This is a genomic window from Kitasatospora sp. NPDC101447 (assembly GCF_044767225.1).
In the GTDB taxonomy this organism is placed as follows: domain Bacteria; phylum Actinomycetota; class Actinomycetes; order Streptomycetales; family Streptomycetaceae; genus Kitasatospora.
Map to the genome: position 1 here is coordinate 26,373 of NZ_JBIWNL010000020.1, position 26,492 is coordinate 52,864.

Sequence of the window (26,492 nt, forward strand, 5' to 3'; positions counted from 1 at the left end):
CCTGGGGTGGCGGCCGCGCCCGCGGTCAGCGGGGGGGGGGGGGGCCCCGCCCACGGCGCCGATCACGCTTGGGGGGCCCGGCTGGCCCGCCGGCCCACCTCCGCAGGCCCGAAAAATATGCAGACCGGTCTACTGAATTCCTGACTCCTGGAGCGCAGCATGACGTCCGCCCCGCCGCCCCGCACGCTCGTCCTCGGCGCCACCGGCTTCCTCGGCCGCTGGCTGGCCCTCGAACTCCTCACCCGCGGCGAACCCGTGGCCGTCGCCGTCCGCGACACCGACCGCGCACTCGCCCTCCGCCACTGGCTGCGCGAGCACGACGCCGACGACACCGCCCTGACCACCGTCACCGCCGACCTCACCCGCCCCGGCCTCGGCCTCTCCCCCGAGGACGACGCCCGGCTCGCCGAGGTCCGCGACGTCCACAACCTCGCCGCCCGCTACGACTTCGGCCTCACCCGCGCCCAGGCCGAACCCCCCAACGTGCACGGCGCCCTGCACGCGCTGCGGTGGTGCGCCACCCGCCCCGGGCTGCGCCGCCTGGTCCACCTCTCCGGCTACCGCGTCGGCCGCGACCCGGACCCGCAGTACCCGCTCGCGGAGCACACCACGGCCGCGCTCTACCGCCGCCTCGGCGCGTACGAGGCCTCCAAGCAGCTCGGCGACGCCGCCGTCCGGGTCACCGCGCCCCGTCTCGGCGTACCGCTCACCACCGTCAACCCGAGCAGCGTCATCGGCCACTCGCGGACCGGCGAGGCCGGGCAGTACCTCGGCCCGGCCCAGCTGGTCCGCCTGCTCCACCGCGGCCGCCTCCCCCTGCTGCCCGGCACCCGCCGCACCTTCCTGCCCGTCGTCACCGTCGACCACCTGGCCCGCTTCCTGGGTGCCATACCCGACCACGACCACGGGCCCGTCCGGGCCCACACCGTCCTCGACCCCGAAACCCCCCACCTGCCCGATCTGATCGCCCTGCTCGCCACCCACCTCGGCGTCCGTCCGCCCCGCGCCCTGATCCCCGTCCCCCTCGTCCGCCGCCTCCCCCGCGCCCTCACCGGCACCGACCCGGAGACCCTCACCTTCCTCTCCGAGGACCTCTACGACACCGCCTCCGCCGACCGCCTCGCCACCGCCGCGGGCCTCGCCCACCCGCCCCTCGCCCCCGCCCTGACCCGGTGGGCCACCCGGCTGGTCGAGGAGGACTTCGGCGCCCGGTAGGGCCCCGTCTCCCCACCCCCGCCCGGAACGTCCCGGGCGCTCACGCGGCCCGGCTCGCAGGACTCGTACGTGCACGCCGCCGGCACGTGCACCGCCGCCCGCGTGGGAAGTCGAGCCGGCCGACTTCCCACGCGCGCCCCCGCACCAGGACCGGGCCGCGCCGTGGAGCGGCCACTGGGAGCACAAGAAGTCGACGACACCGACTTCTCGCGCACCCACCACCGGCCCCGGCTGCCTACCGCTCGAACACCAGCAACGACCAGTGCACCCCGGCCCGCCCGTGCAGGTCGGGCCGGGCGGTGCGGTGGAGCAGACGCAGGCCGCGCTCGGCGGCGAGGGCGACGGTGGGCTCGGGCGGCAGGTCGAACATCCGGCGGTCGGGCGGGACGGGGCCGTGGCGGAGGGTGAGGGCCAGGCGGCCGCCGGGCGCGAGGAGAGCGGTGAGGGCGTCCATGGCGGGTGGGCGCTCCTCGGGGGCGAGGTGCATCCAGACGGCGGTGAGCAGGACGAGGTCGTAGCGCTCGTCCTCGGCGGCGAGTCCGGGCAGTCCGGGCAGCGCGTCCGCGACCCACCGGATGCCGGCGCCCGCGTGCAGGCGCTCGCCGACGGCGCGGAGTTCGGGGGTCGGCTCGACGGCCACCACCCGGTGCCCGAGGGCGGCGAGGGCCGCGGCGTCACGGCCGGTGCCCGCGCCGATGTCGAGGACGGCGGCGGGTGGCGGCGGGTAGAGGTGCAGCAGTTCGCGGTGGACCTCGGCGAAGCTCACGCTCTCGTACTGGACCGCGAGTTGCTCGGCCGCTTCCCCGTACCCGGCCGTTCCCGCCGCACCCACCGCACCCATCGCGCCTCCCGCGCCCACCGCCCTCGCCGCATTCACCGGCCCGTCGTTCATTCCGCCTCCCGGACGATCACCGCGTCGCCGGCGGCCGCCGCACCGGCGAAGAAGTCCCGCAGGTCGCGCAGGTCGTTGACGACCCGGGCGGCCACCGACTCGGACCACGGCGCCGGGTAGCCCAAGTGCGCGGCCGTCCGGGCGAGCACGCTGTCCTGCTGACGGACGAGCTCGCCGAGCGCGGAGTCCCGCAGGAACGCGGAGGCGGCCGCGACCTGGTCGGGGCGCAGCACGGGCATCCCGGTGCCGGGCTCGCGCGGCCCGCCGCCGTAGACGGGGAGCCGGGCGGCGGGGTCGGGGTGCAGGCCGTTCTCGGTGAGTGCGAGTTCCATCAGGACGGCGGTGCGCCGGACCCCGAGGGCGAGCCCGGCGGCGGCCAGCCGGTCGTACCGGACGTCGGGGTCCCGGGGGACGAGCTCGCCGAGTTCCGCGGGCGAACAGCTGTCCACGGCCTGCTCCGGCAAGCGGCACCAGAAGTGATCCACACTCACCCGCTCAGCGTAACGAAGTCCCGGCCACCGCGCGGAGCGTGACCGCCGTACGGAGACCGCTCAGGCCTCGCCGGGGTGCCAGGCGGGCCACTCCCAGGGGCGGTCGGCCCAGTGGACGCGCTGCGGGTCGCGCGGGTCGAGGTCCGGAAAGAGCTGGTGGACGCGTGGCTCGAACTCCTCCGGCGCGAGCGGCTCCCAGCCGTGGCCCTCGAAGTGGACGAGGCGGTAGCGGCTGTCGGTCCGGAACTCGGCCACCTCGACCAGGGGTGCGGTCGTGCTGTTGGTCTCCATGACCCCAAGCATGTGGCGCGGCGGCAATCAACGCCCGTTCAGACCCCTCTTCCGGGTCATGTCCCGGCGTCGGCGCGCTCGTTGAGCACGGAAAGGTACGACGGGGGGCCGCTGGAAGGACGAGCACATGACTGGGCAGCCCACCGGAGGGCAGTGGCAGTGGCCGCAGGACGCGTGGCAGCCTCCGCCGGTCCCCACGAGTCCCCTGCCGCCGGTGCCCGTTCCCGCTCCGCCGAGGCACCGCTCGCGCAAGGCGTGGGCGGTCGCGGCGGTCGGGACGGGTGCCGTGCTGGCCTCGGTCCTGGTGATGTGCGGGCCGGGGTCGGGCGACGAGGTGCGGACGGTGGCGCTGCCGGGGGCCTCGCCGTCCGCCTCGGGTGCGGGCTCGCACCTGCCGGTGTCCCCGCCGCCCGCCACGCCGGCGCCCTCGCCGCTCCCGGCCCCGGTCCCGGGGGTCGGCGCGATGGGTGCGGTGACCGGGGCCGCCGGGGCGGCGACACCCGCGACGGCGGCCGATCCCGGGGCCGCGGACGCCCAGCGCGCGTCGGGGAGCCCGCGCCCGAAGCCCGGCCACAGCCCGCGGGCCACCGCCCCGGCCCGGGCCACGCCGGGCGCGCAGGCGGGGCCGGGGTCGGGCGGGTCGGTGCCGAGCGCCGGCCCGGGCAGCATCTGTGACCAGGCCGAACGCGTCGGTCGCTGGCCGGCCGGCTCGGAGCAGGCCCGCCTCTGCCGCAGCGTCTACGGCTGAGCTGCCCGGGCGCAGCGCTCAAGGCCGAGCCGCCGGGCCGCCGGTACCCGCCGACGTCCCCGGCGCCCCGGCTGGTGCCCCCGGCGCCCCGACCGACGCCCCCGGAGCCCCGACCGTCCCGAGCAGGCCACGGTCCAGCCGCGGCGCCAGCACCCGCGCCAGGGTGTCGGTGATGTGCCCGGTGTCCCGGTACAGCACCACGCCCTCCAGCACCGCCGGGCAGGAGGGCCCGGTGCCGGGGCAGAGCAGCGGGCCGAGGTCCAGGGTCCGGACGCCGTACCGGGCGGCGAGCCCGCCGTCGAGCAGCGGGTCCGGCTCGAAGGCGGTGTCGCGGGGGAAGAAGCAGGCGTCCGAGCGCCCGTCGGAGGCGGCCAGGCAGGTCGGAATGTCCTTGCCCGGCATCGGGGTGTCGCCGAGGTAGGCGAGCGGGGCGCCGAGCGCGGTGAGGCGGTCGAGGGTGCGGGTCCAGCCCTCGGTGCGCTCCTCCTGGCTGCCGTAGCGGTTGAGTCCGGCCATCAGGACCAGGCGCGGCTTGGGCCCGGAGGTGAGCCGGGTGAGGGTGTTCTCGCGCCAGCGGTCGCATTCGTCGAAGGTGCGGCCGAGCACGTTGTTGCGCACCGTGAGGGTGGCCAGCGGGCAGCCCGGCTTGACCAGCACCTCCAGCGCCCAGTGCCGCTGTTCGGCGACGGCGAGGGCGGCGGAGATCCACTGGCCGGCGTGCGAGTCGCCGAGCAGCACGATCCGGTCGGGGCTGTCCTCAGTGCCGAAGAGGCAGCGCGGGCTGCTGTCGGCGTTGAGCGGGATCTCGCAGCCCTTGCCGGGCGGGAAGTCCTCCCGCGCGCGGGCCAGCGAGGGGGTGAGGGTGAGCACCCGGGTGCCGGGGGCGAGCAGGCCCGGGCCGTCGGCGGCTCCGGCGGGGGCGGCGGCCGGGGCGTCGGCGGTCCCGCCGAGGGCGCGGACGGTGCCGCCGCCGAGGGTGAGCGCGGCGATCAGCGGGATGACGAGGGCGCTGGCGCCGACCGCGAGCCCGCGCCGGGGCGCCGGGCTGCTGCCGTACCGCAGCGGCTGTTCGACCAGGCGCAGGGTGAGCCAGGCCGGCAGCGCGCTGGCGGCGGTGAGCGCGGCCAGGGTCGTCCAGGGCAGCGCGCCGTACCGGGCCTGGGCGATGGTCAGCACCGGCCAGTGCCAGAGGTACCAGGCGTAGGAGAGGCGACCGGCGGCGCGCAGCGGGCGGGCGGCGAGCAGTCGGCCGGCGTCGGGGGCGCGCAGCGGGCCGTGGCCGGCGAGCAGCACGGCGGCGGTGCCGAGGACGGGCAGCAGCGCGGCCGAGCCGGGGAACGGCGTGCTGCGGTCGTACAGGAGGACCGGTGCGGCGACGGCCGCCAGCCCGAGCCAGCCGAGCAGCCGCAGTGACCACCGCACCGACCGCCGCTCGCCGCGGGTGGCGAGCGCGCCGCCGAGCAGCGCCGCGCCGGCGCCGGCCGCGAACTCCCAGAGCCGGCTGCCGGTGGAGAAGTAGGCGAGCGGCGCCGAGGTGTGGGTCCAGCGCAGGCACAGCACCAGCGAGACGCCGCCGGTGCCGGCCGTCGCGAGGGCGATCGCGAGGGTGCGGCGGCGGCCGTGCAGGTAGCGGGCGAGGCCGAGCAGCAGGACGCCCCAGAGCAGGTAGAACTGGTTCTCCACGCCGAGCGACCAGAAGTGCTGCAGCGGGCTGGGGTCGCGTTCGGCGGCCAGGTAGTCGGTCTGTTGACCGACGAAGCGCCAGTTGGCGAACTGTCCGGCGGCGGCGATCAGGTCGCGGGCGAGGTCGGTGCCGCGCAGCGGGTCGAGCAGGGCGCCGCCGGCCGCGGCGGTGGCGACCAGCACGGTGGCGGCGGCGGGCAGGATGCGCCGGGCGCGGCGGGCGGCGAAGTCCCACAGGCCGAGCGGCCGGCCGACCAGCAGGCCGGTGATCAGGAAGCCGGAGATGACGAAGAAGACGTCGACGCCGACGTAGCCGCCGGTCAGGCCGGGTACGGCGGCGTGGAAGGCGAGGACGGACAGCACGGCGATGCCGCGCAGGCCCTCGATGTCGGGGCGGAAGGCGGCGCGCCCGCGGGGTTGCCCGCGGTCGGCGACGGCGGCACTCCTTGAGGCGGCGGGCTCCCGGCCCACCCGGACGACCTCGGGAAGCAGGTCGGCGGGCCCGGGAACGGGAACAGGGGCAGGTGCGGACGACGGTGGTACGGCCGTGGGCACGGCGGCGCTCCTTGGCAGGGTGGCAGCGGTGGTCGGGCCCGCCGGGCCGATGGGGCGGCCGGGCGGAGTCCGCGCCGGTGGGGCGACGCGCGGGGAAGTTCGTTACCGTGAAGAAGAGTTGACTGATCGTCAGAACAGCAGCGGGTCCGCCCAGCCGGACGCCAGCAGCCCGCAGAGCAGCAGCACGGCCGTGACGGCGACGGCATCGGCGCGCCCGAACCCGAGGTCGGAGCGGCTCCGTACGGGCGCGGCGACCTCGCCGACGGCGGCGTCCTTGCCGCCGTTCGACCCGTTCAGCAGCGGCCACAGGGCCCTGATCAGCGGAATCATGGTGTACGCGGTGAGCGCGAGCAGTGCGGCGAGCGCCCAGTACGGCCGCCAGCCGTGCAGCAGCGCGGCCCGGACGAGTCCGGCGGCGCCGGCGAGGACGACGAACCCGAGCCAGCCGACCCCGATCCGGGCGACCGTACGGGCGAGTGAACTGCCGCCCGACACGGCGCCGGTGGGCACCCAGTCGGCGGAGCGGCGGCGCAGCGCGTGCGCGATGGCGACCACGTGGCAGAGCCCGCCGAGGAGTTGGACCCGGGTGACCTCGAAGCGCCACCGGGTGCGGGACATCGCGGGCAGCAGCACGAGGGCGACCCAGATCGGCGGCAGGAACGGCAGCACCTGCCAGGGTGCGATCTCCTCGGGCCGGAAGAACAGCATGATCAGGGCGGGCAGCGGCACGGCGAAGACGTTCACCGCGCTGGTGAGATAGCCGAGGATGCCGTTCCAGAAGCAGAGCCGGGCGGACTTCGGCAGCGGTCCGCGGCGGAAGTCCGGGTCGCGGACGAGGGCCAGGGAGCCGAGGCACCAGCGGTACTGCTGGCTGATGAAGGCGGGCAGGCCGGTGGGCGACATGCCCTTGGCGACCAGTGCGGGCACGTAGCGGGTGGACCAGCCGGCGCGGGCGAGGGCGAGGCCGGTGTAGAGGTCCTCGCTGTGGTCGATCTCGGCGAAGCCGCCGATCCGCTGCAGCGCGGCGCGGCGGTAGAGCGCGTTGGTGCCGCAGCAGACGGTGCCGTCCTGTGCGTCCCGGGAGGGCTGGATCCAGCGGTAGAAGATCTCCTGGGTGGCTCCGGCGGCGCGTTCGAGCCAGGACATGTCCGCGTCGGTGTCGAAGCACTGCGGGCTCTGCACGATGCCGACCCCGGGGTTGTCGAGGTAGGGCACCAGGTGGTGCAGGAAGTCGGGGCGGGGGCAGAAGTCGGCGTCCAGGACGGCGACGATCTCGCCGGTGCCCTCGGCCAGGCCGTGGTTGAGGTTGCCGGCCTTCTTGAAGCGGCCCCGGTCGGGGCGGGCCCGGTACTCGAAGCCGTAGGACTCGGCGAGTCGGCGGACCTCGGGGCGGTCGGCGTCGTCGAGGACGAGGACGGTCAGTTCGCCGGGCCAGCGGACGGCGGCGGTGTACCGGTAGGCGTTGTCGAGGACGGCCAGCGGTTCGCCGGCGGTGGGCAGCAGCAGGTCCACGCTCGGGTGACGGGCGGGCTGCCAGGCGCGCATCAGCAGGTCGTGCGAGTCGCGGGTGAAGCGGCGGGCGCGCTGGCCGTCGGTGAGCGAGAGCAGCCAGGTGGCCGCGTTGAGCACGGTGAGCACGAGGAACGGCCAGAGCAGCGGCTTGCTGAGGGCGAACAGGCCGAGCGTGGCGGTGGCTCCCGCGTAGGAGAGGGTGGCGCAGAGCAGCACCCAGCGGCGCTGCGGGCCGAAGTACCAGTAGAGCTCCTCGTCGTCGGGCGGGGCGGGCAGGCGCAGGTCGGGGTCCGCGGGTTTCCGGCGCGGACCGGCGTCGGGTGCGGGCATGGCGGTGCCATGGAGTACGGGCATGCGGAAGTGGCCCCCCTGGGCATCGGACGGTACGTGGCCGTTCGCGCCCAGCCTCTCACATTGGCCTAGACCAATCATGAACGAGGTATGACATCTCCGCATCGCCCCAGGTGGGCGACTTGACGCCGCATCACCTGCCGCGATCCGGTCCGGCGAGCCTGGACCCAACCGCGAGCGGGCCCGGAAACCGAACCGCGGGCGGGCCCGTCGACCGGGCCCGCCCGCGAGCGCCCGCCCGCGTACGCCTCAGGAGGCCTTCAGCTCCTTGACCAGGTGCTCGAAGCGCAGGTCCGGCCGCAGCGGGATGCCGAAGCGCTCGTCGCCGTACGGGAACGGGCTGAACTCGCCGGTGCGGCGGAACCCGCGCCGCTCGTACCAGGCGATCAGCTCCGCGCGCTGCTCGATCACCGTCATCTCCATCGCGGCGACGCCCCACTCCTCGCCGGCCAGCCGCTCGGCCTCGGCCAGCACGGCCCGGCCCACCCCGCCGCCCTGCAGGCCGGGGCGCACCGAGAACATCCCGAAGTACGCCCGCTCGCCACGCCGCTCCAACTGGCAGCAGGCGACCAGCCGGCCGTCGCACTCGGCGAGCAGCACCAGCCCCTCGGGGTGGCCGACCGCCTCCGCGACGGCCTCGGGATTGGTCCGCCGGCCGGCCAGCAGGTCGGCCTCGGTGGTCCACCCGGCCCGGCTGGAGTCACCGCGGTAGGCGGACTCGACCAGCTCGACCAGGGCCGGGACGTCGGCGGGCGTGGCGGGCCGGAAGGCGGGCTCCCCGACGGGCCGGGCGGTGTCGGGTGCGGTGTCGGTCATGACTGGTCCTTTCCTCCGTGCTGGTGCCGCCCGTGACGGCCGGCACGCGGGCATCGTGTCACAGCGCCCCGGGCGGCCCCGGGGCCGGGACCGGCAAGACCGGCAACGCGCGTTGCCGGCGGTGGCGATCCGGCACCTGTGCCGCGGGTTCGCCGTGGGGCCGAAGATGCCTGGCGGCACTGGCGGGGACATGGCTACTCTGCGGTACGGCCGCACCAACACCCGGCCTTTCCGGGCCACTTGGGCCCTTCCCGCACCGGACCAGAGGAGTGTTCATGCCCCGCTCTTCCCGCTCCGCCCGCACCGCCTCCCGCACCACCGGTACCACCCGCCGTACCGCCCGCCGGCTGCCCGCCCTGGCCGCGCTCGCCGCCGCGACCGCCCTGGCCGCCGGCGTCGCCGCACCGGCCTACGCGGCCGACCCCGCCCCCGCTGCCGCCGCCCCCACCGTCGAGGGCACCGCCGCCTTCCACCCCGACCGCGACTTCGCCGGCTCCACCGTCGCCGCCCACGAGGGGCGCGGCACCGCGGCGCCCACCACCTCCCTCGCCGCCACCCAGACCCCCGGCCTGGACGTCGCCAGCTACCAGGGCAACGTCGGCTGGTCCTCGGTGGCGGCCAACGGCGCCAAGTTCGCCTACGTCAAGGCCACCGAGGGCACCGGCTACACCAACCCGTACTTCGCCCAGCAGTACAACGGCTCCTACAACGCCGGCCTGATCCGCGGCGCCTACCACTTCGCCCTGCCGAACTCCTCCTCCGGTGCCACCCAGGCCACCTACTTCGTGAACCACGGCGGCGGATGGTCCGCCGACGGCAAGACCCTGCCACCCGCCCTCGACATCGAGTACAACCCCTACGGCGCCACCTGCTACGGCCTGAGCCAAAGCGCCATGGTCAACTGGATCCGCGACTTCAGCACCACCGTCCACACCCGCACCGGCCGCTACCCCACCATCTACACCACCACCAACTGGTGGACCCAGTGCACCGGCAACTACGCCGGCTTCGCCGCCACCAACCCCCTCTGGATCGCCCGCTACGCCTCCACCGTCGGCACCCTCCCGAACGGCTGGAGCTACCAGACCTTCTGGCAATACGCCGACTCCGGCACCCTCCCCGGCGACCAGGACTACTTCAACGGCGCCCCCGACCGCCTCCGCGCCCTCGCCCTCGGCTGACCCACCACACACCCACCGGTGCGGGGCACCCCAAACCCGCCCCGGACCGGCCGGCGGGGGTGCGGCGGGTGCGACCGGTCAGCCGTCGATGCGGAGCCCGCGCTCCAAAAGGCGGTCCACCGCAAGTCCTCGCAGGTCAACCAGGCCACCAGCCCCTACACCCGCCCGAAGCAAGCAAGGCGGCCAAGTACATCAGCGAGCTGACCGCGCGTCCCCTCCCAGCCGCGATGTAGGCCAACCACTGGCTCGCGGGAAGCGGGCGATTCCACCTGGTCGAACGGACAGAGCGCGAAGGCGTTCGCAGAGAGTGCTCCAACGACGGCCCGATGCCCCACGAATCAGGGAACACCGGGCGCTGTCCCACTGCGTCCGGCGGCGGGTACCTTCGCGGTAAAGCGACGCACCAAGAAGGGATCCACGATGGCCGGGTCACGCGACACTGATGCGCCTCCGTCCTCGTATCGGGGCCTGATCCTGGACTTCGCCGGGGTTCTGACCACGGATGCGCTCCAGGTGCACCGGGAGTGGTGTATCCGGCAGGGACTCGACCCCGAGGCGTGGCGGCGCACCCTGAACACGCATCCGGTGGTCAGGCAGCTGTACGTCGACCTTGAGCGGGGAGCCCTGAGCCAGGCGGAGTGGAACCGGCAGGCGGCACCGTACCTCGGGCTGAGCGATCACGAGAACTTGATGGGCCGGGCGTGGGCCGACGTCCGACCGGCAGCCGACATGGTGGCGCTCGCAAAGGCTGCGCGCGAGGCCGGGTACGTGGTTGCGATGCTGTCGAACAGCTTCGGCCTGGACCCGTACGACCCGTACGCCGCCTGCGGGGTGTGGGAGTTGTTCGACGTGGCGGTGGTGTCCGAGCGGGAGGGCCTCGCGAAGCCGGACCCTGCGGTCTACCAGCTGACGCTCGACCGCATGGGGCTTCCCGGTGAAGCGTGCGTGTTCGTCGACGATCATCCGGTGAACCTCCCGCCTGCCGAAGCACTCGGCATCACGACGGTGCTCGCCGACGGGGAGCCCAGTACCACTGCCCGGGTGGCGGCCCTGCTCGGCATCGGTGCCCGCGTCTGAGTCACCTTCCGGCCGGCCGCGCCCCGCACGTCAACTGACGCACGGGGCGTGACCATTCTCCGCCGTACCCCCACCCTGCGGGGGTACCGTCCCGGGAAGGCCACAACCTGAGACGGAGTCAGCCCATGACCCTCTGGGCAGAACGCACCACGGCGGAGCGAGTCAAGATCCTGCGCGGCAGAGCCGTCACGCAGGAGGCCCTGGCGGAGAAGTCGGGGGTTTCCCTCGGCACGATCCGGAAGCTGGAGCAGGGCGGCAACCTGTCGCTGCCGTCGCTGCTGAAGGTGGCCGTCGGCCTTGGTACGGACGTGTCGGTGATCCTCGGTCAGCAGTCTCCTCGACGGGGCATGGAACTGGACGAACGCGCCGCCCTCCGCGCGGTTTCGGCGGCCGTTCACGACACCGGCCTCGGCATCGGCACCGACGTCGAGCCCGGCAGCCTGGACGACCTGCGGGACGCCGCGCGGCGGGCGGACGCCGCGTTCTGGAGCGCCCGGTACGTGGAGCTCGGTGCGATCCTCTCCCGGCTGCTACCCGAGGCGTGGGCCCTCTACGACGCTGCCGGGCCCGACCGGCGCGAAGCCGCCGGCGGAGTGCTGGCCGACGCCTTCCAGACCGCCGCCGTCATGGCCAACGTCCTCGGTGCCCGCGACCTCGGCTACACGGCGATCACCCACGGCCGCAACGTCGCAGAGCGAATCGGCGACGACCTACGGTCGGCCCACCTGATGGCCTCGCTGTCGTGGATCTGCCTCCGGGACGGGCACACGGCCAAGGGCGTGCAGGTGGCGGAGCGCGCTGCGGCCACGGTGGAACCGAGGATGTCCGACAGCGACCCCGACCGGCTCAGCGTGTACGGGCAACTCGTCACCAATGCGGCCGTCGCCGCGTCCCGGGGCGGCGCGAAGGCGGATACCGCCCGCGACTACCTGAGTCAGGCCCACGCCGTGGCTGCGCGGCTCGGCCGGGAACATGCCCGAGGCGACCAAGGTCAGCCGTTCGGGCCGTCGTACGCGGCCACGCAGGCCATGTCGGTGGCAATGGCACTCGGCGACACCTCCGCCGCAGTGCGGCTGATCCAGACAACCCGTCTGCACCCGGAGATGCCCTTGGCCACCCGGGCGCGGTTCCACCTGGACGTAGCGCTGACACGCACCGAGACGCGGCAGTGGGAGGCCGCCGCGGCAGCCCTGAAGGAAGCGTGCCGGATGGCCCCGACATGGGTGCGTCACCAGGCGCTTCCCGGCGTGATCACGGACCGGATCGCGGACGTGTCGGTGTCGATGGCGCGCAGTGCCGCGCAGGCCGCCGGCGTCCCACTGGTCGTCAGGTAGGGACCACATCGGGGCGTGGTGCCCCGATAAGTAGCGGGAACACGCCGCCACCACGGTCCGTGGCACCCAGCCGACGACGTCCCAACCGGTACCACGGAGCGTGGTAGTCGGCCCTCCGCGACTTCGGTCGCTACCACGCCCCGAGTCTTCACTGACGGTGATGCGACGGTGACAGTGGTCTGCATGACCAGCGACCACCAACGACCGACCGGGTGCATTCCCGTCGCGATCTATCTCTGCGCCGGAGACGCACCCGCCGCCGATCTCCTCGCAGCTCACGTCCGCGCCTTCGCCGAGACTCGCCAGTGGACCGTGGAGCTGCTCGCCGTGGATGTCGACGCCGCGCAGCCCCTCGTCTCTCGGCCCGGTTGGCAGGCCGTCACCCACGCGCTGTCCGAGCACATCGTCGCCGGAGTCGTCACGTGGACCCGCGGCACGGTCCATGACGACCCCGGGACCACCCCGAACCACCACACGGCCGCCTTCGACCGCCTGGCGACCGTCCTGCGCGAGCGCGGCGCGTTCCTCACCGTTGCCGCCCGCCCTGCTGCCCCGGCTGGCACGATTCCGCCGCGCCGCTCCCCGGGCGACCACTGGCGACGGCGACAGCTCACGTCCTCGGCCGCCGGCCTGTTCACCCCGCGCCGCGCAGCCGGGCTCGGCACCGACCCCAGGACCACCGGATGCTGACCCGGACGGGCGCTGGGCGACGCGCGTGGACCGTGCGATGACCACCACCCTGCAACTCGCCACACAGACCGCCGAGATGCCGTCACCCGCGCCTCCGGGACCGGCGACTGTGCGCCTGCCGTACGTCGCGCAGTCGGCCGCAGCGGCCCGTCACCTGGTCCGCGTCAAGCTGACCGAGTGGGAGCTGCCCGACCTGATCGACGGCGCCCTGTTGATCATCTCCGAGTTGGTTGCCAACGCGGTTGGTACCGGTTGTCAGACACACATGATCGTCGCCATTCGACGTCCGACGGACCACACCGTGCGGCTGCTGGTCTCCGACGGGTCGGCGTCCCTGCCCGTGCGGATCGACGCCGGTCCCGACGCCGAGTCCGGACGCGGCCTCGACCTGGTCCACAAGCTCACGAAGGGCAAGTGGGGCGTGCAGCTCTGGCACCGGGGCAAGGTCGTCCACGCCGACCTGCCCACCATCCGTGCCTGATCGCACTCCGAGTGACCACCAGCGCGGAGGCACCTCGCGGGCCACGGCTGCTGCCCGACATCTGTTCCCGACTGCTTCCACCCAGTTCCAGGAAGAACAAATGATCTTTCGAGTCGTTTCTGCAGCCGCGATCCTCACGTTCTGCGTGACGCTCGTCTCCTCAGCATCCGCTCGGGCTCCAGAGCCGGGCGTGCCCATGTGGACCGGACCAGCAACCGGGAGCCATCCGGTCTCTGCCGCTTCCGGTCAGTGATCCCGCCTTGGGTCCGTCCCAAGGCGGGCCGCCCACCAGCTCAAGGGATGTGGTCCGCCGTGTTCATCGTTGCCCCGCCGCCGTGGACATCAGGCAGCTATCTCCGCTCTCAGCCGTTCCAGGGCACCGTCCGCCTGTTCCCTGACTTCAGGCAGACGTCGGCCGGCCCGGAGAGCGCGCTGGAGTTGGTGCGGCAGGCGGTGGAGGGTGGCGCCGTCGACCGCGGCGCTGAGCTGTTGCGCCGCGCCGGTCGGGTCTCCCTTCCGCAGCAGCACTTCGCCGGCCGTGATCGCCGCGATGATCCGCCACTGGGACGTCGCTGCAAGACCGGTGGCCGGAGCCCGGTCGAGCTGCTGGACCGCTTCGGCGACCCGTCCGGTGCCCATGAGACCTCGAAGGCGGACTTCGTGGAGTGTGAACTCGGAGAACAGGGCGGTAGGCGTCACATCGTTCAGCAGTCGGCGGCCCTCATCGACAGCGGCGTCGAAGACGGCAGAGTTCCCGGCGGCTCCGGCCGCACGGGCGAGCAGCATGCTGGCCTCGGCGCGTTCGGTGGCGGTACGGGCGATGTCGCGTGCCTGCGCGAGCCTCTCCAGTGCGCGGAGGTGCAAGCCGGACTTGCGAAGTTCGTTGCCGTGGTGGCGCAGTGCGTGGGCGTGCAGGCCTGGATCACCCAGACGTCGAGCGACGCTGAGTCCCTTGCCGGTCCAACGGGCTGCGGCGGCCAGGCGCTCTTCCGGGAGCACGTGACCGAGCGCGACGCCGAGGCCGACACGGGCGCTCGCGAGGAGGCGCAGGGTGTCGAGGTCGGCGTGGCCGTCGGCGGTTCGGGCTTCCAGGCGGGCGACCAGCGGCCACAGCTCGGCGACCGCGGTGGTGGCTTGGCCGGCCTGGCGGGCGACCTCGGCCAGGCGCAGCACGGAGTCGGCGAGTTGGATCAGCAGTTGGTGGTCTCCGTCGGCGTCGTCGGTGATGCCGAGGCAGTGAGGCGGGAGGCCGAGGCGTTCGGCGATGTGGCGCAGGGCGCCGATGTCGGTGATGGTGCGCGAGCCGGTCTCGATGCGGGAGACGTAGCTGGTGGAGTAGCCGAGGAGGTCCGCCAGCTCCTGTTGCGGCAGGGTGTGGAGTTCGCGGTAGAGCTGGAGGATTTCGGGCAGGGCGCGGCGGCGCAGGATGTCCTGGGCTCTCGGTGTCGTCCAGTGCCAGCGGATTCCGCCGTAGGGGTCGATCCCGGCCATGGGTCAGGCCTGGTCGTGCTGTTCGTACCAGCGGGCGATGGAGTCCTTGTAGCCCTGTGGCATGACCAGCCCGGGCACCTCGTCGCGGTGGAAGAGGCCGGCTTCCTTGTGCTCGTGGCTGACGACCGGGGCCCGGTGGGCGTCGGTGGCGGTGCAGCCGTAGGTGACGATGAAGACCTGGCGGCCGGGGATCGGCTCGTACATCCACACGTCGAGCAGCGGGCCGGCAGTGGCCGTCCAGCCGCTCTCTTCGAGGATCTCGGTGATCACCCGCTGCTCGGGCGTCTCCGTTCCCTCCAGCTTGCCACCGGGCAGTTCCCATTCCTGACGCTCGTTCTTCAGCAACAGCACCCGTTGCTGCGGGTCGAGCACGACGCCCTTGATGGAGATCGGGAAGGTCGGCGGCACGTAGGGCTGTTCTGTCTGTCCGGTCATCGCTTCTTCCGGGGCGCGCAGGCGGTCACGGGCCCGTCGAAGGTAGCAGTTGAGCGCTCGCGCGGCGTCCCGATGCGACGCGATCGCGGTTTGACAATCTGTCACTTCCCATCCTGGCGGAGGGCGGTGGAGAGTGTGTCGCCTCCCACCCACTCGGTTCCCTGAGGGAGATCCACGATGCCGTCTTCCGATTTCAACCGCACCAGCGGCGACGAGTTCACCGCGCGCATGCTGGACGGAGAAGCGCGCGAGCACGCGGCAGCGGTGCTTCGTGAACACGGGATGCTCCGGCTCGCCAGGCTGGGCGGGCGGGACGACGTGCTCCGCACGGCCGGTCGGCTGATGTCCTCGCTGTGGCAGCACCGGGATGCCGACCCGGACGGTCTGACCGTGATCCGCGACACCGGCCGCCACGACGGACGGCCAGGCTTCGCGGGGCTGGGCCGCGAAGCCCTGGCTCTGCACACCGAGTGCGCACAGCACCCGGCGCCGCCCCGGCTGCTCCTGCTCGCGTGTGCGCGGGCCGGCGACGCCGGCGGCGAGAGCCTGCTGGTGGACGGCCGAGCCGTCCTCGCCGAGCTGGCTGCGCACCGCCCAGCCGTCATCGAGGCGTTCGCCGCGGATCGGGCTGCCTTCTTCGGCGGATCGAGCGGCCACTTCGCCCCGGTCCTTCAGCAGTTGCCAGGCGGCCGCTGGCGGTTGCGGCTGCGGCAGGACGACTTCGCCCGCTTCTCGCCCGAGTCCGAGGCGCACCTGCCGGCCTTGCGCCAGGCCCTCGACCGGACCACCCAGCGGTTGCGTCTCGCGCCCGGGCAGGGTGTCGTGCTGGACAACCACCGTGTGCTGCACGGCCGCACCGCCTTCTCGGGCGAGCGGCTGATACTGCGCGCGCTGGGCGAACCGCATTCCGCGCTCGGTCTCGATCCGGGGTTCCTTGTGTCGTGCCCAACTGCCGCGCGCCCGAACAGCCGGCCTGCGGGAAGCCTGAGCGACCGACTCCCCACCGCAACAGAGCCGAACACCGATACCCGGCACTGCCGCCCCACCGTCTCCTGGTGACGCGAGGCGCACCCGCGCCCCGGCTCCAGGTCCCGCTAGGGAAACCCATCACAAGGAGAAGCCCCATGGCTCAGAAGATCACGGTCGAGTCCAAGGCCACCACGCCCGCCGCGGGCGACGAGTTCGACCTCGACGTCCGCACCGTCGAGACCGCCGACGCGGCGAGCCTGCAGGTCCTCACCGACGACGGCTGCGGCAGCACCTGCGGCGCCTGCACCACCGGCCTGCACTGACCCGGCCGGCCGGTGCCCCGGGAGCAGCGTCCCTGGGCACCGGCCGCCACACCGTCCCGTCCTGTCTCCGACTGCGAGGTTCACGCCCATGCGCCCTCCCGCTTCCACGGCTCCCTACCGCGCCGCGAAGGTGGCGCTCGTACGCGCCGTTGCCAGACCCGATCTGCGGGTTCCCGCGTGGCCGGACCTTGACGGCGACGGTGCCTCAGCAAGCGACCGCCGAATGCGGTGGCTGCGCGCCGTATGGGCGGACACGCTGCTCTCCCAATCCCTCGGCCTGGCCAGTCCGGCTCTCGCCCGGCGCGTTGCTCAGCTGACGGCTTCCCCTTCGCCCTCATCGCGAGACGTGCGGCGTGCTGCTCTGTCCACCGCCCGCTACTTGGCCCGGGCGACGGGGCGCCCGACCCCGTTCGGTCACTTCGCCGGGGTGCAAGCGGCGTCGTTCGGACCGTCCTGCGACCTGCGTTGGGGCGACGAGCATCACGCCGTCACCCGTGCCTCTACCGCCCGTCTGGCCCGGTTGATCGAGCGGTTGGAGCGCTGCCCCGCCCTGCTGGCCCGTCTGGACGTGACGGCGAACACCACCGTCCAGGTGCGTGGCGACCGTCTCGTCGTCCCCCATCGCCCGCTCGAACGCCCCGGCGGCGGAACGACGTCAGCCGAGACAACCGTGCGTCACACCCGTCCCGTTTCCTTCGCCATCGCCTCCGCCCGCCATCCGATTCGTTTCCAGGAGCTGGCCGACAAGGTCCAGGCCGAGTTCCCCAACGCGGCCACGGAGCATGTGTCCGGTCTCCTCGCCGAGCTCATCGCCGTGCAGGCGCTCATCACCAATCTGCACGCGCCGGCGACCGATACCGATCCGCTCCAACACCTGCTGGCCACCCTGGAGGCCGCCGACGCCGACAACGTCGCCGAAGCTGCCGCGCCCTTGGCAGACCTACGCGTCGCCGGCACCGCCGGGGGCGGCCGTCTCGCGACCGCCGTGGACCTGCGGCTGGACGCCGACCTCGTCCTCCCGCTCGCGGTGGCCGACGAGGCCGCACGAGCAGCCCACCTGCTCGCCCGGCTCAGCCCTGCGCCCAACGGCACCGCAGCATGGCGCTCCTACCATCAGCGGTTCTACGAGCGCTACGGCCGCGGCGCCCTGGTACCTCTGCTCGATGTGGTCGCCGACAGCGGGATCGGCTGGCCAGACGGCTATCCCGGCACCCGGACCGCCGAGAAGCCCCGCTACGACGAGCGTGACAGGATCCTGGCCACGATCGCCCAACAAGCCGCTCTCGACAGCGCGCGCGAGGTCGTCCTCGACGAGCGCCTGTTGACCGCACTCGACCTGGGCCCCACCGAACCCCGTCTGACACCGCACCTGGAAGTCGTCGCTCGCATCCACGCCCCCAGCCAAGAAGCGCTCGACCGGGGCGAGTTCCGACTGGAGGTCGTCTCGGCGTCCAGGGCTGCCGGCGTCTCCGTCGGCCGCTTCCTCCACCTCCTCGAATCCCGCGATCGAGCGGCGTTCACGGAGCTGTTGACGGACCTGCCGACGATGGACGAGCACGCCGTCACCGCCCAGCTCTCCTTCCCGCCGCTGGACCCGGCGACCGGGCACGTCGCCCGCAGCGTGCCCACCGGTCAGCTGGTCATCAGCCTCGCTGAGCACCGCCCGACGGCCGACGGCACCCTCGGCCCCGACGATCTCGCGGTGGGCTGCGACGGACGGCGCATGTACCTGGCAGCACCGGCGCTCGCTGTGCGGATCGAAGCCTCTGCCACCCACGCCCTGAACCTCCGCCACCACACCCCGCCGCTCGCCCGGCTCATCACCGAGCTGTCCCGAGCACAGACCGCGCAGGTCACGCGCTTCGACTGGGGTGCCCTCCAGGCCCTGCCATTCCGGCCACGGCTGCGGCACCGGCGCGTCATCCTCTCCCCAGCCGCCTGGCGGCTCACTGCAGCCGAACTCCACTCCTACGGGGCCCCGCAGGACCAATGGGACCAAGCCCTCGCTTCGTGGGCGGGACGGCGCCGCGTCCCGAGGCACGTGCTGCTGGCCGCCGACAGCCAGGGCCTGCCACTCGACCTCGACCACCCCGGCCACCGCGTCCTGCTGCGCGAACACCTGCGCATGGGCACGCACGCAGTCCTCGTCGAGGAGCCCGACCCGGCCGCTCTCGGATGGGCCGGCGGGCGGGCCCACGAGATCGCCATCCCGGTCACGGCCACCCGGACACCTACCTGGCCGCGCCTGCCCCATCCCACCCCTGCGCGAGTCCTGCGTCGCGGCCACGGTGACGCTCCCGGCACCTCACGGGTGCTCCTCGCCTCCCTCTACGGCGACCTGGAGCGCCAGGACACCGTCCTCGCACGACACTTGCCCGACCTGCTGGAGCGTCTCGGCAATCCGAAGTGGTGGTTCGTGCGCTTCCGTGACCCGCGTCAGCACCTGCGGCTGCGCATCGCCCTGCCCGACCCGGCCGCCTTCGGGCCCGCCGCCGGCGTGATCAGCACGTGGACCGCCGAACTCCACCAGGCCGGCTTGCTGTCGGAGGTGGTGTACCCGATCTCCTACACGGAGACCGGTCGGTGGGGTGAAGGGCCAGCCTGGGCCGCCGCCGAACAGGTCTTCCGCGCCGACTCCGCAGCCGCCCTCGCCCAGTTGGTCCAGCCCGCGCTGCCCAGCCGACAGGGGCTGCTCGCCGCACACGCCGTCGCCATCGCGGCCGGGTTCACCGGCTCGGCGACCGCCGGCTTGCGCTGGCTCGTCGACAACATCCCAGCGCAGGCCCCGGCAGCCATCCCCCGGCCGCTCTTCGCCGAGGCCGTACGCCTCGCGGACCCTGCCGACGGGTGGGCCGCGCTGCGCGATGAGGCGGGCGGAGCCGAGATCGTGCAGGCGTGGGCCGGCCGTGGCGTCGCGCTGGACGCCTATCGTCGTCACTTCCCGGGGCCCGACACCCGGGGCGTGGACGCGGACGACGTTCTCGGCTCACTGCTGCACTGCTCGTACGTGCGCGCGCATCGGATCGACTTCGACGACGAGGGCCGGGTGCTCTACCTGGCCCGCGCCGCCGCTCTCGCCCGCCTGTCCCGGGACGGTGCCCTGTGACCACCCCGCACCCTGCTCTCCGGCTGTCTGACCGAATCGCCGAGCTGCTGGCCGATCCTGCCGACGTGCCCGTGGCGTGGTCGTCGCGCCCGCAGTGGCGCCAGTCGCTGGCGCACGGCGCCCCGGGCATCGCCCTGCTCCACATCGAGCGCGCCGCCGCCGGCCGAGGCCCGTGGGAGCTGGTGCGTGCCTGGCTGTCGGTCGCGGCCAGCGTCCCGGTCACCAGCGGAGCGGACAGCTACCTCTACTACGGCGCCCCGGCACTCGCCCACGCCCTCACCTGCGCCGCCCAGGCCCGCTCCGGCTCCTATCAGCGTGCCCTCGCTCACCTCGACCAGGTTGTGGCCGGCGACGCGGTACGCCGCTGCGAGCAGGCGGAGGCTCGGATCGAGCGGGGCGACCTGCCACGGCTCGCCGAGTTCGACACGATCCGGGGACTGGCCGGCATCGGATCGGTCCTCCTACGCCGCGCTCCCGACGGAGAGGCGATTCGGCGGGTCGTGGCCTGCCTGGTCCGTCTGACCGGGAACGTCGAGCACGAGGGGGAGGTCCTGCCCGGCTGGTGGACCCTCACCGGCCCGTCCGGCGAGCGGGACGAACGGTTCCCCGGCGGGCACGCCAACACCGGGCTCGCGCACGGGATCGCCGGGCCGCTCGCGCTCCTCGCCCTCTCGCTGCGACGCGGCATCGAGGTCGACGGCCAGCGCGATGCGATTCGCACGGTCCTGGCCTGGCTGGAGCGCTGGCGCGACGGTCATACATGGCCGTACTGGATCACCCCCGCGCACCTGGCCGGCCCTGACCGCAGACCGCTTGCGCCGCAACGGCCGAGCTGGTGCTACGGAAGCGCCGGCATCACCCGCGCCCAGCAGCTAGCCGCCCTCGCCCTCGACGACCCGCACCTGCGCCACGGCGCCGAAGGCGCCCTGGCCACCGCACTCGTGGACCCGAAGGCCCTGGCTGCCACCACCGACCTGTCCGCCTGCCACGGCTACGCCGGGCTCGCCCACATCGCCCACCGCGCCGCCGCCGACGCCTCCCCGCGCAACGCCGACCGGCTGCGCTCCGCCGCCGCCCTGCTCCTGGACACCACCCACCCGCCGCACGCCGACCCCGACGAGCAGGCCCGCCACCTTCTGGCGAGCGCGGGGCCGGCCTTCCTGGACGGCGCCGCCGGCACCGCCCTGGCCCTGCTCACCCCCGCCACCGGCACCGACCCCGCGACCCACTGGGACGCCTGCCTGCTCACCTCCTGACGACCCGACCGAGGACCGATCCGATGACCACCGGCTGGATCCAGCACGACCTCACCTTCGCCGACCCCTCCACTGTCGAACCAACCGCGGCCCACCACTTGGCCCCCGTACTCACCTTCGCCCAGGACAACGGCAACCTGGACGGCTGGTGGTACATGCGCAAGAAGGGGCTGCGACTGCGATACCGGGCCGCCAACCCCGTGCCCGTCCTCACCTCCCTGCTCGACACCCTCGCCGAGGAGGGCCTCCTCGCGGGCTGGGCCACCGTGATCTACGAGCCCGAGACCCAGGCGTTCGGAGGCCCCGAGGCCATGGAGGTCGCCCACCGCCTCTTCCACGCCGACAGCCGCAACCTGCTGACCCGCGCTGCCGAGCCGAACCCGCCCGCCCTCGGCCGCACCGAGACCGTCGTCGTCCTCATCTCCGCCATGCTTCGCGCGGCCGGACTCGACTGGTACGAACAGGGTGACGTCTGGGCCCAGTTCGCGATGCTGCGCGACGCCCCGAAGCCCGTAGCGCCCGACCGTGCGGCCACCCTGACCGCCGCCATGCGCCACCTGATGCGCGTCGACACCTGGGCCCTCACCCGCGACACCAGCCCGCTCGCCAACCACGGCGGCTGGGTCCACGCCTTCGAACAGGCCGGGCAGGACCTCGCCGGCCTCGCCCGCGACGGCAACCTCACCCGCGGGCTCCGGGCGGTCCTCGCACACCACCTCCTCTTCCACGCCAATCGCGCCGGCCTGCCGGTCGACCACCAAACCGCCACGGCCGCACGGGCGTTGGACACCGTCTTCCACTCCGACGAGGGCCCCGCGCCTTCGACGCCCGCCATCCGCACCACTACTAGGGTCACCCACATGACTACGCTCAGCAGCGACACCGCTTCCGACGCCCCGACCGCCGAGGAACTGCGCGCCGCCCTCACCGACCGGCTGCTCGCCCAGGGCGCCATCCGCACCACCGCGGTGGAGAACGCCTTCCGCACCGTGCCCCGCGAGCACTTCCTGCCCGGCTTCCCGCTCGAAACCGCGTACGCGGACAATCCCACCTACACCAAGGCCGACGGCTCCGGCACACAGATCAGCGCCGCCTCCCAGCCCGCGATCGTCGCCCTGATGCTGGAGCAGCTCCACCCGCAGCCCGGCGAGCGGATCTTCGAGGCCGGGGCGGGCACCGGCGTCAACGCCGCCTACATGGGCCGCATCGTCGGCCCGGACGGGCACGTGACGGCCGTGGACGTGGACGAGGACCTCGTCGACGGCGCCCGCAACCACCTCGCCGACGCAGGGATCACCAACGTCGACGCGGTCCTCGGCGACGGCGCGCTCGGCCACCCCGACAGCGCGCCGTTCGACCGGGTGATCGCCACCGTCAGCACCAGCGGGATGCCCACCCCGTGGCTGGAGCAGGTCAAGCCCACCGGCCGGATCGTCCTACCGCTGCGGCTGCGCGGGACCGCCAGCCGGGTGATCGCCTTCGAGCGCGGCGAGGACGGCTGGGTGTCGGTCGACGACCAGCTCGCGGTCTTCATGCCGCTGCGCGGCAGCATGGACGACGCCCGCCGCACCGTCCAGCTCACCGGCAAGGGCGACGTCACCCTCCAGGTCCACAAGGACCAGGGCGCCGCCGTCGATGCCCCCCTGCTGCTCGGTGTCCTCGACAGCCGGCGCCACGAGATCTGGACCGGGGTGACCATCCCCGCCGGCACCACCTACGAGTACCAGGACCTGTGGCTGGCCCTGACCCTGCCCAACTCCCTGATGCGGATGAGCGTCACCGGCTCCGCTCGCGAGCGCGGCGTCGTCACCCCGATGTTCGGCTGGGGTGCCATGGCCACGGTCCAGCGCGGCTCCCTCGCCTACCTCACCCTGCGCCCCGGCGAGCCCACCACCGACGGCCGCAAGACCTACGAGACCGGCGTGATCGGCCACGGCCCCGACGGCGTCGTGCTCGCCGACCTCGTCGCCGAGCAGATCCGCGTCTGGAACACCGGCTTCCGCGACTGCACCCTGCGCATCGCCCTCCCCGACACCCCCGGCGCCGCCGACCCCGCGGCCGGCCGCTTCGTCCTGGAGCGCCCGAACCACCCGATCACCGTCACCTGGGAGTAGCCGCCGTGCACCCGACCGGACCGACCGCCCAGCGCTTCCCGCTGGTCCCGCGGATCCGGCCCGTCTGCCTGCCCCTGAACGCGCGTGTCGGCCGGCTCTGCGAGCTGGCCGACACGGCCTCCCGGCAGACCGACGCGGTCCTCGCCTCCACCGTCCTCAATCAGGCCGCCCTCCTCGCCTCCGACCTCGGCCTGCCCGCCGACGCCCGAGCCCTGTGCCACCGCCACGCCGTCCTCTACCTCACCCGCGGCCCGCTCCCGGCCGTGAGCGCCATCCGTGGCCTTGAACCCCTCGTCAACCTCGCCCGTCTCCACCTCCGAGCCGGCCGCCACCAACGCGGCCGCGGACTCCTCCGCGACCTCTACCACGCCGTCACCACCGCCACCAGGACGACGCTCGACGGCATCACCGTCCCCGCCCGCCTCACCGAAACCGACCAGCAGCGCGCGGAAGTCCGAGCGTGGCTGTGGCGGGTCGTCATCGCCGACGGCACCCGCGCCCTGACCGCTGCCGGCCGCTGGCAGGAAGCTCTGCGCCACATCGAGGAGCACCATGGCATCGGCCGTCGCATCCTCGACGGCCGCCAGACCGCCGTCTTGGCCGCGGCCACCAGCGGCGACCGTCCCACCGCCCTGGCCATCTTGCGCGAGACCGAAGACGGCGACCCGTGGGAGAACGCCGTCACCGCTGCCCTCACCGCCCTGTGCGGCCCCGGCGAACGGCACGCCGCCGAGTACGCCGCCGACCTGTGGACCGCACTCGACCCGGGCGACGGCCTCGCGGTGTTCACCACCAGGCTCGCCCTCACTGTCCTCGACGCCACCGACCCTGGCACCCCTGCCGCCCGAAATCTCGCCCGGGCCGCCATCAGCCGAACGGAGGATTCCTGCGACGGCTACGCCCTGCGCGACCTCCTCACCCACTCCGCCGTGCGCGCCGTCCTGGACGCCAATCGAGCTGCCGCCCTCGAACAGGCTCTCGCCGCCTCCGCGCTAGGCAGCGGCAGCCTGCCCAAGGACACCCACAAGCAGTTGGACGCCGCGGTGGACAGCGCCGCCCGTGTGCTCGAAGACGCCCCGTTCGAAGCAGGCGCGCCCGAAGGCGATCCAGCATGAGTGCAACCCCGCGAGCGCGGGGCTGACTGGGGACGGCGCGACGTGGGTGCCCAGTGGCAGGAGCAACCCCCGCGAGCGCGGGGCCGACATGCCGCTCAGCTTCTGGAAGGCGGTGCCGGCGGAGCAACCCCCGCGAGCGCGGGGCCGACGCGTTCGCCGGCGGCGGGGTGGTGCTGGAGCCGGAGCAACCCCCGCGAGCGCGGGGCCGACGTCGAGCGGACGGGACTCCCCGCGCTTGCAGGCGAGCAACCCCCGCGAGCGCGGGGCCGACGCTTCGCGACCTGCGGGTTTACCGGCGGGACCGGGCTGAGAGAATCAGTCCGTCGAAGTCGACGGGCTTCCAGCGGTCCTTGCCGGCGGTGCGGACGGTCCAGCCTTGTTCGTTGGTGGCGGGTTCGACGAGGACGGCTTGGCCGTCGCCGATGCGGGTGGCGAGGAGGTCCCAGAGGCGGTCGCGGATGCGGCGGCTGGGGGTGCCGACGAAAACGCCGGCGTTGACCTCGACCATCCAGCGGGTGAGGTGTCCGCGTAGGCCTTCGGGGGCTGCGATGAGGATGATGACGGTCATGGGCTGCTCGTGTCCTGGGTGAACTCCGGGCCGATGATGGCCAGGTGTTCGTCGCCCATGCCCGGGTCGGAGGCGATGGGCGGAGGTGTTGTCTCGGTGCCGGACCAGTTGACGCCGCCTTGGACCGTGCCGACGCGTTCGTCCCAGAGTTCGTTCACCTCGGCGTCGGGCATGTCGGTGCCGTCCGGGCTGAGGAGGGTCTTGACGTCGTGGACGATGCGGCCGAGCAGCTTGTCCTGGGCGATGCGGTCGCGCAGGCCGAGTCGGGCGTCGCGTTCTTCGGTGTGGCCTTGTTGTGCGAGGTCGAAGGCCAGGGGGATGGTGTATTCGGCCTTGTAGAGGTCGGCGATGTCGAGGACGAATGAGGTCGCCAGCCCGGTGTGTACGAAGCCGAGGCCGGGGCTGGCGCCCAGGCCGGTGATGACGGCGTGGCAGATCCCGTACAGCGCGGCATTGGCCGCTGACAGGAGGCGGTTGAGGTCGTCGCCCGCAGCGTGGGCGTCACCGGCCTTGTAGACCCGGCCGTTCCACGGGACGCCGGTCCGGCGTGATTCCGCTTGGTAGAGCTTGCGGATGCGGGCGCCCTCGCGTCCGCGCAGCTGCTGCATGGTGGCGGTGCTGACATCCTCACCGGGGAACCGCATGCGGTACATGTTCCGTGCCACGCCCAGGCGTTCCTTGGTTCGGCTGACCAGCCAGGCCTGCCGGTTGAGCAAGCCCGCGCCGCGGCTGGGGCCAAGGCCGGCAGCGTACATTCGAACGCCCTGCTCGCCGACCCAGCACACGGTGGTGCCGGAGTCGGCGAGCAGGTTGACAGCGCCGTGGGTGATACGGGTGCCGGGGCCGAGGAGCATCACGGCGACCATGGCGGCGGGGACACGGACGGTCTCGCGCTTGTTGATGACCACGACGGCGTTCTCGTCGCGGTCGATGTGGCTGCGCTCGACGTAGACGCTGGAGACGCGGTCGGCGAGGCGGTGCAGGTCGTGAGGGTGGGCTTTCCACCAGATGTCGGCCATCGGTCAGCGGGGTCCGGTGGACAGCGGGGCGAGGGTGAGCAGGCCGCAGCCGTAGGCCTTGGAGGGGCCGATGCCCCCGAGGAGGGCGGTCTGCAGGAGGCCGGGATCGGTGATCTGCAGTCGGCCTTCGAAGGTGGCGGTGGTGAGGGTGACGGGGGCGCGGGTGCCGGGCTTGGTGAAGGTGTTGCGGCTGCGATCGGTGATCCTCACCTCTCGGCCGGGCCGTGCGTCGGCGGTCACGTCCGAGGCTGAGGGTTCGAGGCCGGGCGCCGGGGTGTCGGTGCGGGCCTCGGGGACGGTGAAGCCCCAGCGGGTGGTGCGGTCCAGGAACCAGGTGAGCTGTTGCGCGGCGGTGCGGTGGGCCATGCGGTAGGAGCGGTGGTGGAGTTCGGCTGCGGTCTTGGCGCGGTGCGCGCTCGCCTTCTCGGGTTTGGAGGTGTTCTGGACGGGGCTGGCCTTGAGCCGGAAGGCGAATTCGCGGCCGACGGCGAGTTGGGCGAGGAGTGGGCTGTAGTCGCGGATCGCGTAGTGCTCGCCTTCGGCGTCGGGCCATCCGGCTTGTTCGACGACGTGTGTCCAGTCGGGCTTGGAGGGGGTGAGGACCAACAGCATGGGGCGACGCGGGTGGTCGGCGTCCAGGCGCCACAGGATCCGGTCACCGGGGGCGGTGTCGGGAATGCCGGCCAGGACTGCCCCGTGCAGGGCGCGGGGGTTGGCGAGCAGGTTGCGGCTGGCGGCGCGCAGAGGGTTGATGCGGACGCGGGAGAGGTAGGTCATGG

Annotated in this window: 24 protein-coding genes and 1 CRISPR repeat array; of the genes, 13 read left to right on the forward strand and 11 right to left on the reverse strand. The window is 73.4% G+C overall.

Features of this window, described 5'->3' with window-relative positions; translation table 11 throughout:
• Positions 1-159 precede the first annotated feature (159 nt).
• Complete coding sequence (locus ACIRST_RS25940) at positions 160-1,215, forward strand: SDR family oxidoreductase (RefSeq protein ID WP_402804676.1); 1,056 nt, start codon at positions 160-162, stop codon at positions 1,213-1,215.
• Positions 1,216-1,450: 235 nt separating this feature from the next.
• On the opposite strand, the gene ACIRST_RS25945 is transcribed toward ACIRST_RS25940, so the two are convergent.
• From ACIRST_RS25945 to ACIRST_RS25955, 3 genes are read right to left on the reverse strand one after another with little or no spacing between them, the layout of a single operon-like run.
• Complete coding sequence (locus tag ACIRST_RS25945) at positions 1,451-2,056, reverse strand: class I SAM-dependent methyltransferase (protein ID WP_402804678.1); 606 nt, start codon at positions 2,054-2,056, stop codon at positions 1,451-1,453.
• Between the two features lie 47 nt (positions 2,057-2,103).
• Positions 2,104-2,598: a hypothetical protein gene (locus tag ACIRST_RS25950; protein ID WP_350524836.1), complete on the reverse strand. Its 495-nt coding sequence runs from the start codon at positions 2,596-2,598 to the stop codon at positions 2,104-2,106.
• A 60-nt stretch (positions 2,599-2,658) separates the two neighbouring features.
• The gene (locus tag ACIRST_RS25955) at positions 2,659-2,889 is read right to left on the reverse strand and encodes a hypothetical protein (protein ID WP_350524837.1); all 231 of its coding nucleotides are present in this window, start codon (positions 2,887-2,889) and stop codon (positions 2,659-2,661) included.
• A gap of 127 nt (positions 2,890-3,016) precedes the next feature.
• Here ACIRST_RS25955 and ACIRST_RS25960 point away from each other — a divergent pair, with 127 nt between their 5' ends.
• Positions 3,017-3,637 carry a hypothetical protein gene (locus ACIRST_RS25960; protein WP_402804681.1) on the forward strand — a complete coding sequence of 207 codons (621 nt, stop codon included), beginning with the start codon at positions 3,017-3,019 and terminating at the stop codon, positions 3,635-3,637.
• Positions 3,638-3,655: 18 nt separating this feature from the next.
• On the opposite strand, the gene ACIRST_RS25965 is transcribed toward ACIRST_RS25960, so the two are convergent.
• The 3 genes from ACIRST_RS25965 to ACIRST_RS25975 form a co-directional block, all read right to left on the reverse strand.
• The gene (locus ACIRST_RS25965) at positions 3,656-5,875 is read right to left on the reverse strand and encodes an acyltransferase family protein (protein WP_402804683.1); all 2,220 of its coding nucleotides are present in this window, start codon (positions 5,873-5,875) and stop codon (positions 3,656-3,658) included.
• A gap of 129 nt (positions 5,876-6,004) precedes the next feature.
• On the reverse strand, positions 6,005-7,741 hold the full coding sequence (locus ACIRST_RS25970) for a glycosyltransferase family 2 protein (RefSeq protein WP_402804685.1): 1,737 nt from the start codon (positions 7,739-7,741) through the stop codon (positions 6,005-6,007).
• Between the two features lie 246 nt (positions 7,742-7,987).
• On the reverse strand, positions 7,988-8,554 hold the full coding sequence (locus tag ACIRST_RS25975) for a GNAT family N-acetyltransferase (RefSeq protein WP_350524841.1): 567 nt from the start codon (positions 8,552-8,554) through the stop codon (positions 7,988-7,990).
• A gap of 275 nt (positions 8,555-8,829) precedes the next feature.
• On the opposite strand from ACIRST_RS25975, the gene ACIRST_RS25980 reads away from it, so the two are divergent.
• The 5 genes from ACIRST_RS25980 (at position 8,830) to ACIRST_RS26000 (ending at position 13,317) form a co-directional block, all read left to right on the forward strand.
• The gene (locus ACIRST_RS25980) at positions 8,830-9,735 is read left to right on the forward strand and encodes a lysozyme (protein ID WP_402804687.1); all 906 of its coding nucleotides are present in this window, start codon (positions 8,830-8,832) and stop codon (positions 9,733-9,735) included.
• Between the two features lie 420 nt (positions 9,736-10,155).
• Positions 10,156-10,812, forward strand: coding sequence for an HAD family hydrolase (locus ACIRST_RS25985; RefSeq protein WP_402804689.1), 657 nt, complete (start codon positions 10,156-10,158; stop codon positions 10,810-10,812).
• Between the two features lie 125 nt (positions 10,813-10,937).
• Positions 10,938-12,146, forward strand: coding sequence for a helix-turn-helix domain-containing protein (locus ACIRST_RS25990; RefSeq protein WP_402804691.1), 1,209 nt, complete (start codon positions 10,938-10,940; stop codon positions 12,144-12,146).
• 183 nt (positions 12,147-12,329) lie between these two features.
• Positions 12,330-12,836 carry a hypothetical protein gene (locus ACIRST_RS25995; RefSeq protein WP_402804693.1) on the forward strand — a complete coding sequence of 169 codons (507 nt, stop codon included), beginning with the start codon at positions 12,330-12,332 and terminating at the stop codon, positions 12,834-12,836.
• 37 nt (positions 12,837-12,873) lie between these two features.
• On the forward strand, positions 12,874-13,317 hold the full coding sequence (locus ACIRST_RS26000) for an ATP-binding protein (protein ID WP_402804695.1): 444 nt from the start codon (positions 12,874-12,876) through the stop codon (positions 13,315-13,317).
• Between the two features lie 342 nt (positions 13,318-13,659).
• Here ACIRST_RS26000 and ACIRST_RS26005 read toward each other — a convergent pair whose 3' ends face one another.
• Positions 13,660-14,808, reverse strand: a complete 1,149-nt coding sequence (locus tag ACIRST_RS26005) for a helix-turn-helix domain-containing protein (protein ID WP_402804697.1) — start codon at positions 14,806-14,808, stop codon at positions 13,660-13,662.
• A gap of 3 nt (positions 14,809-14,811) precedes the next feature.
• Positions 14,812-15,243: an NUDIX domain-containing protein gene (locus ACIRST_RS26010; protein WP_350524848.1), complete on the reverse strand. Its 432-nt coding sequence runs from the start codon at positions 15,241-15,243 to the stop codon at positions 14,812-14,814.
• Positions 15,244-15,420: 177 nt separating this feature from the next.
• Between ACIRST_RS26010 and ACIRST_RS26015 the strand changes: the two genes are divergently transcribed.
• From ACIRST_RS26015 to ACIRST_RS26040, 6 genes are all read left to right on the forward strand, one after another.
• Entirely contained in the window at positions 15,421-16,302 is an 882-nt protein-coding gene (locus ACIRST_RS26015) for a TauD/TfdA family dioxygenase (protein ID WP_402804699.1), read from the forward strand.
• A gap of 65 nt (positions 16,303-16,367) precedes the next feature.
• Entirely contained in the window at positions 16,368-16,535 is a 168-nt protein-coding gene (locus ACIRST_RS26020; protein ID WP_360267341.1) for an FxLD family lanthipeptide, read from the forward strand.
• A 223-nt stretch (positions 16,536-16,758) separates the two neighbouring features.
• The gene (locus ACIRST_RS26025; RefSeq protein ID WP_402804702.1) at positions 16,759-19,641 is read left to right on the forward strand and encodes a lantibiotic dehydratase; all 2,883 of its coding nucleotides are present in this window, start codon (positions 16,759-16,761) and stop codon (positions 19,639-19,641) included.
• Complete coding sequence (locus tag ACIRST_RS26030; protein ID WP_402804704.1) at positions 19,638-20,897, forward strand: lanthionine synthetase C family protein; 1,260 nt, start codon at positions 19,638-19,640, stop codon at positions 20,895-20,897. The genes ACIRST_RS26025 and ACIRST_RS26030 overlap by 4 nt, the downstream gene beginning before the upstream one ends.
• Before the next feature lie 23 nt (positions 20,898-20,920).
• Positions 20,921-23,011: a methyltransferase, FxLD system gene (fxlM, locus tag ACIRST_RS26035; protein ID WP_402804706.1), complete on the forward strand. Its 2,091-nt coding sequence runs from the start codon at positions 20,921-20,923 to the stop codon at positions 23,009-23,011.
• Between the two features lie 5 nt (positions 23,012-23,016).
• Positions 23,017-24,126, forward strand: coding sequence for a hypothetical protein (locus ACIRST_RS26040; protein WP_402804708.1), 1,110 nt, complete (start codon positions 23,017-23,019; stop codon positions 24,124-24,126).
• Positions 24,127-24,398: direct repeats of the CRISPR family, unit length 29 nt; unit sequence GAGCAACCCCCGCGAGCGCGGGGCCGACG. It abuts the gene before it with no gap.
• 17 nt (positions 24,399-24,415) lie between these two features.
• Here the strand turns inward: ACIRST_RS26040 and cas2e are convergent.
• Genes cas2e through cas6e form a run of 3 tightly spaced genes read right to left on the reverse strand, consistent with a single transcriptional unit; the run spans position 24,416 to position 26,490 of the window.
• Positions 24,416-24,694 (reverse strand): type I-E CRISPR-associated endoribonuclease Cas2e, encoded by a 279-nt coding sequence (gene cas2e / locus ACIRST_RS26045; RefSeq protein ID WP_331744407.1) that lies wholly within the window; start codon positions 24,692-24,694, stop codon positions 24,416-24,418.
• On the reverse strand, positions 24,691-25,713 hold the full coding sequence (gene cas1e / locus ACIRST_RS26050; RefSeq protein WP_350524854.1) for a type I-E CRISPR-associated endonuclease Cas1e: 1,023 nt from the start codon (positions 25,711-25,713) through the stop codon (positions 24,691-24,693). Before cas1e ends, cas2e begins: the two co-directional genes overlap by 4 nt.
• 3 nt (positions 25,714-25,716) lie before the next feature.
• Positions 25,717-26,490, reverse strand: coding sequence for a type I-E CRISPR-associated protein Cas6/Cse3/CasE (gene cas6e, locus ACIRST_RS26055; protein WP_402804711.1), 774 nt, complete (start codon positions 26,488-26,490; stop codon positions 25,717-25,719).
• Between the last annotated feature and the right edge of the window lie 2 nt (positions 26,491-26,492).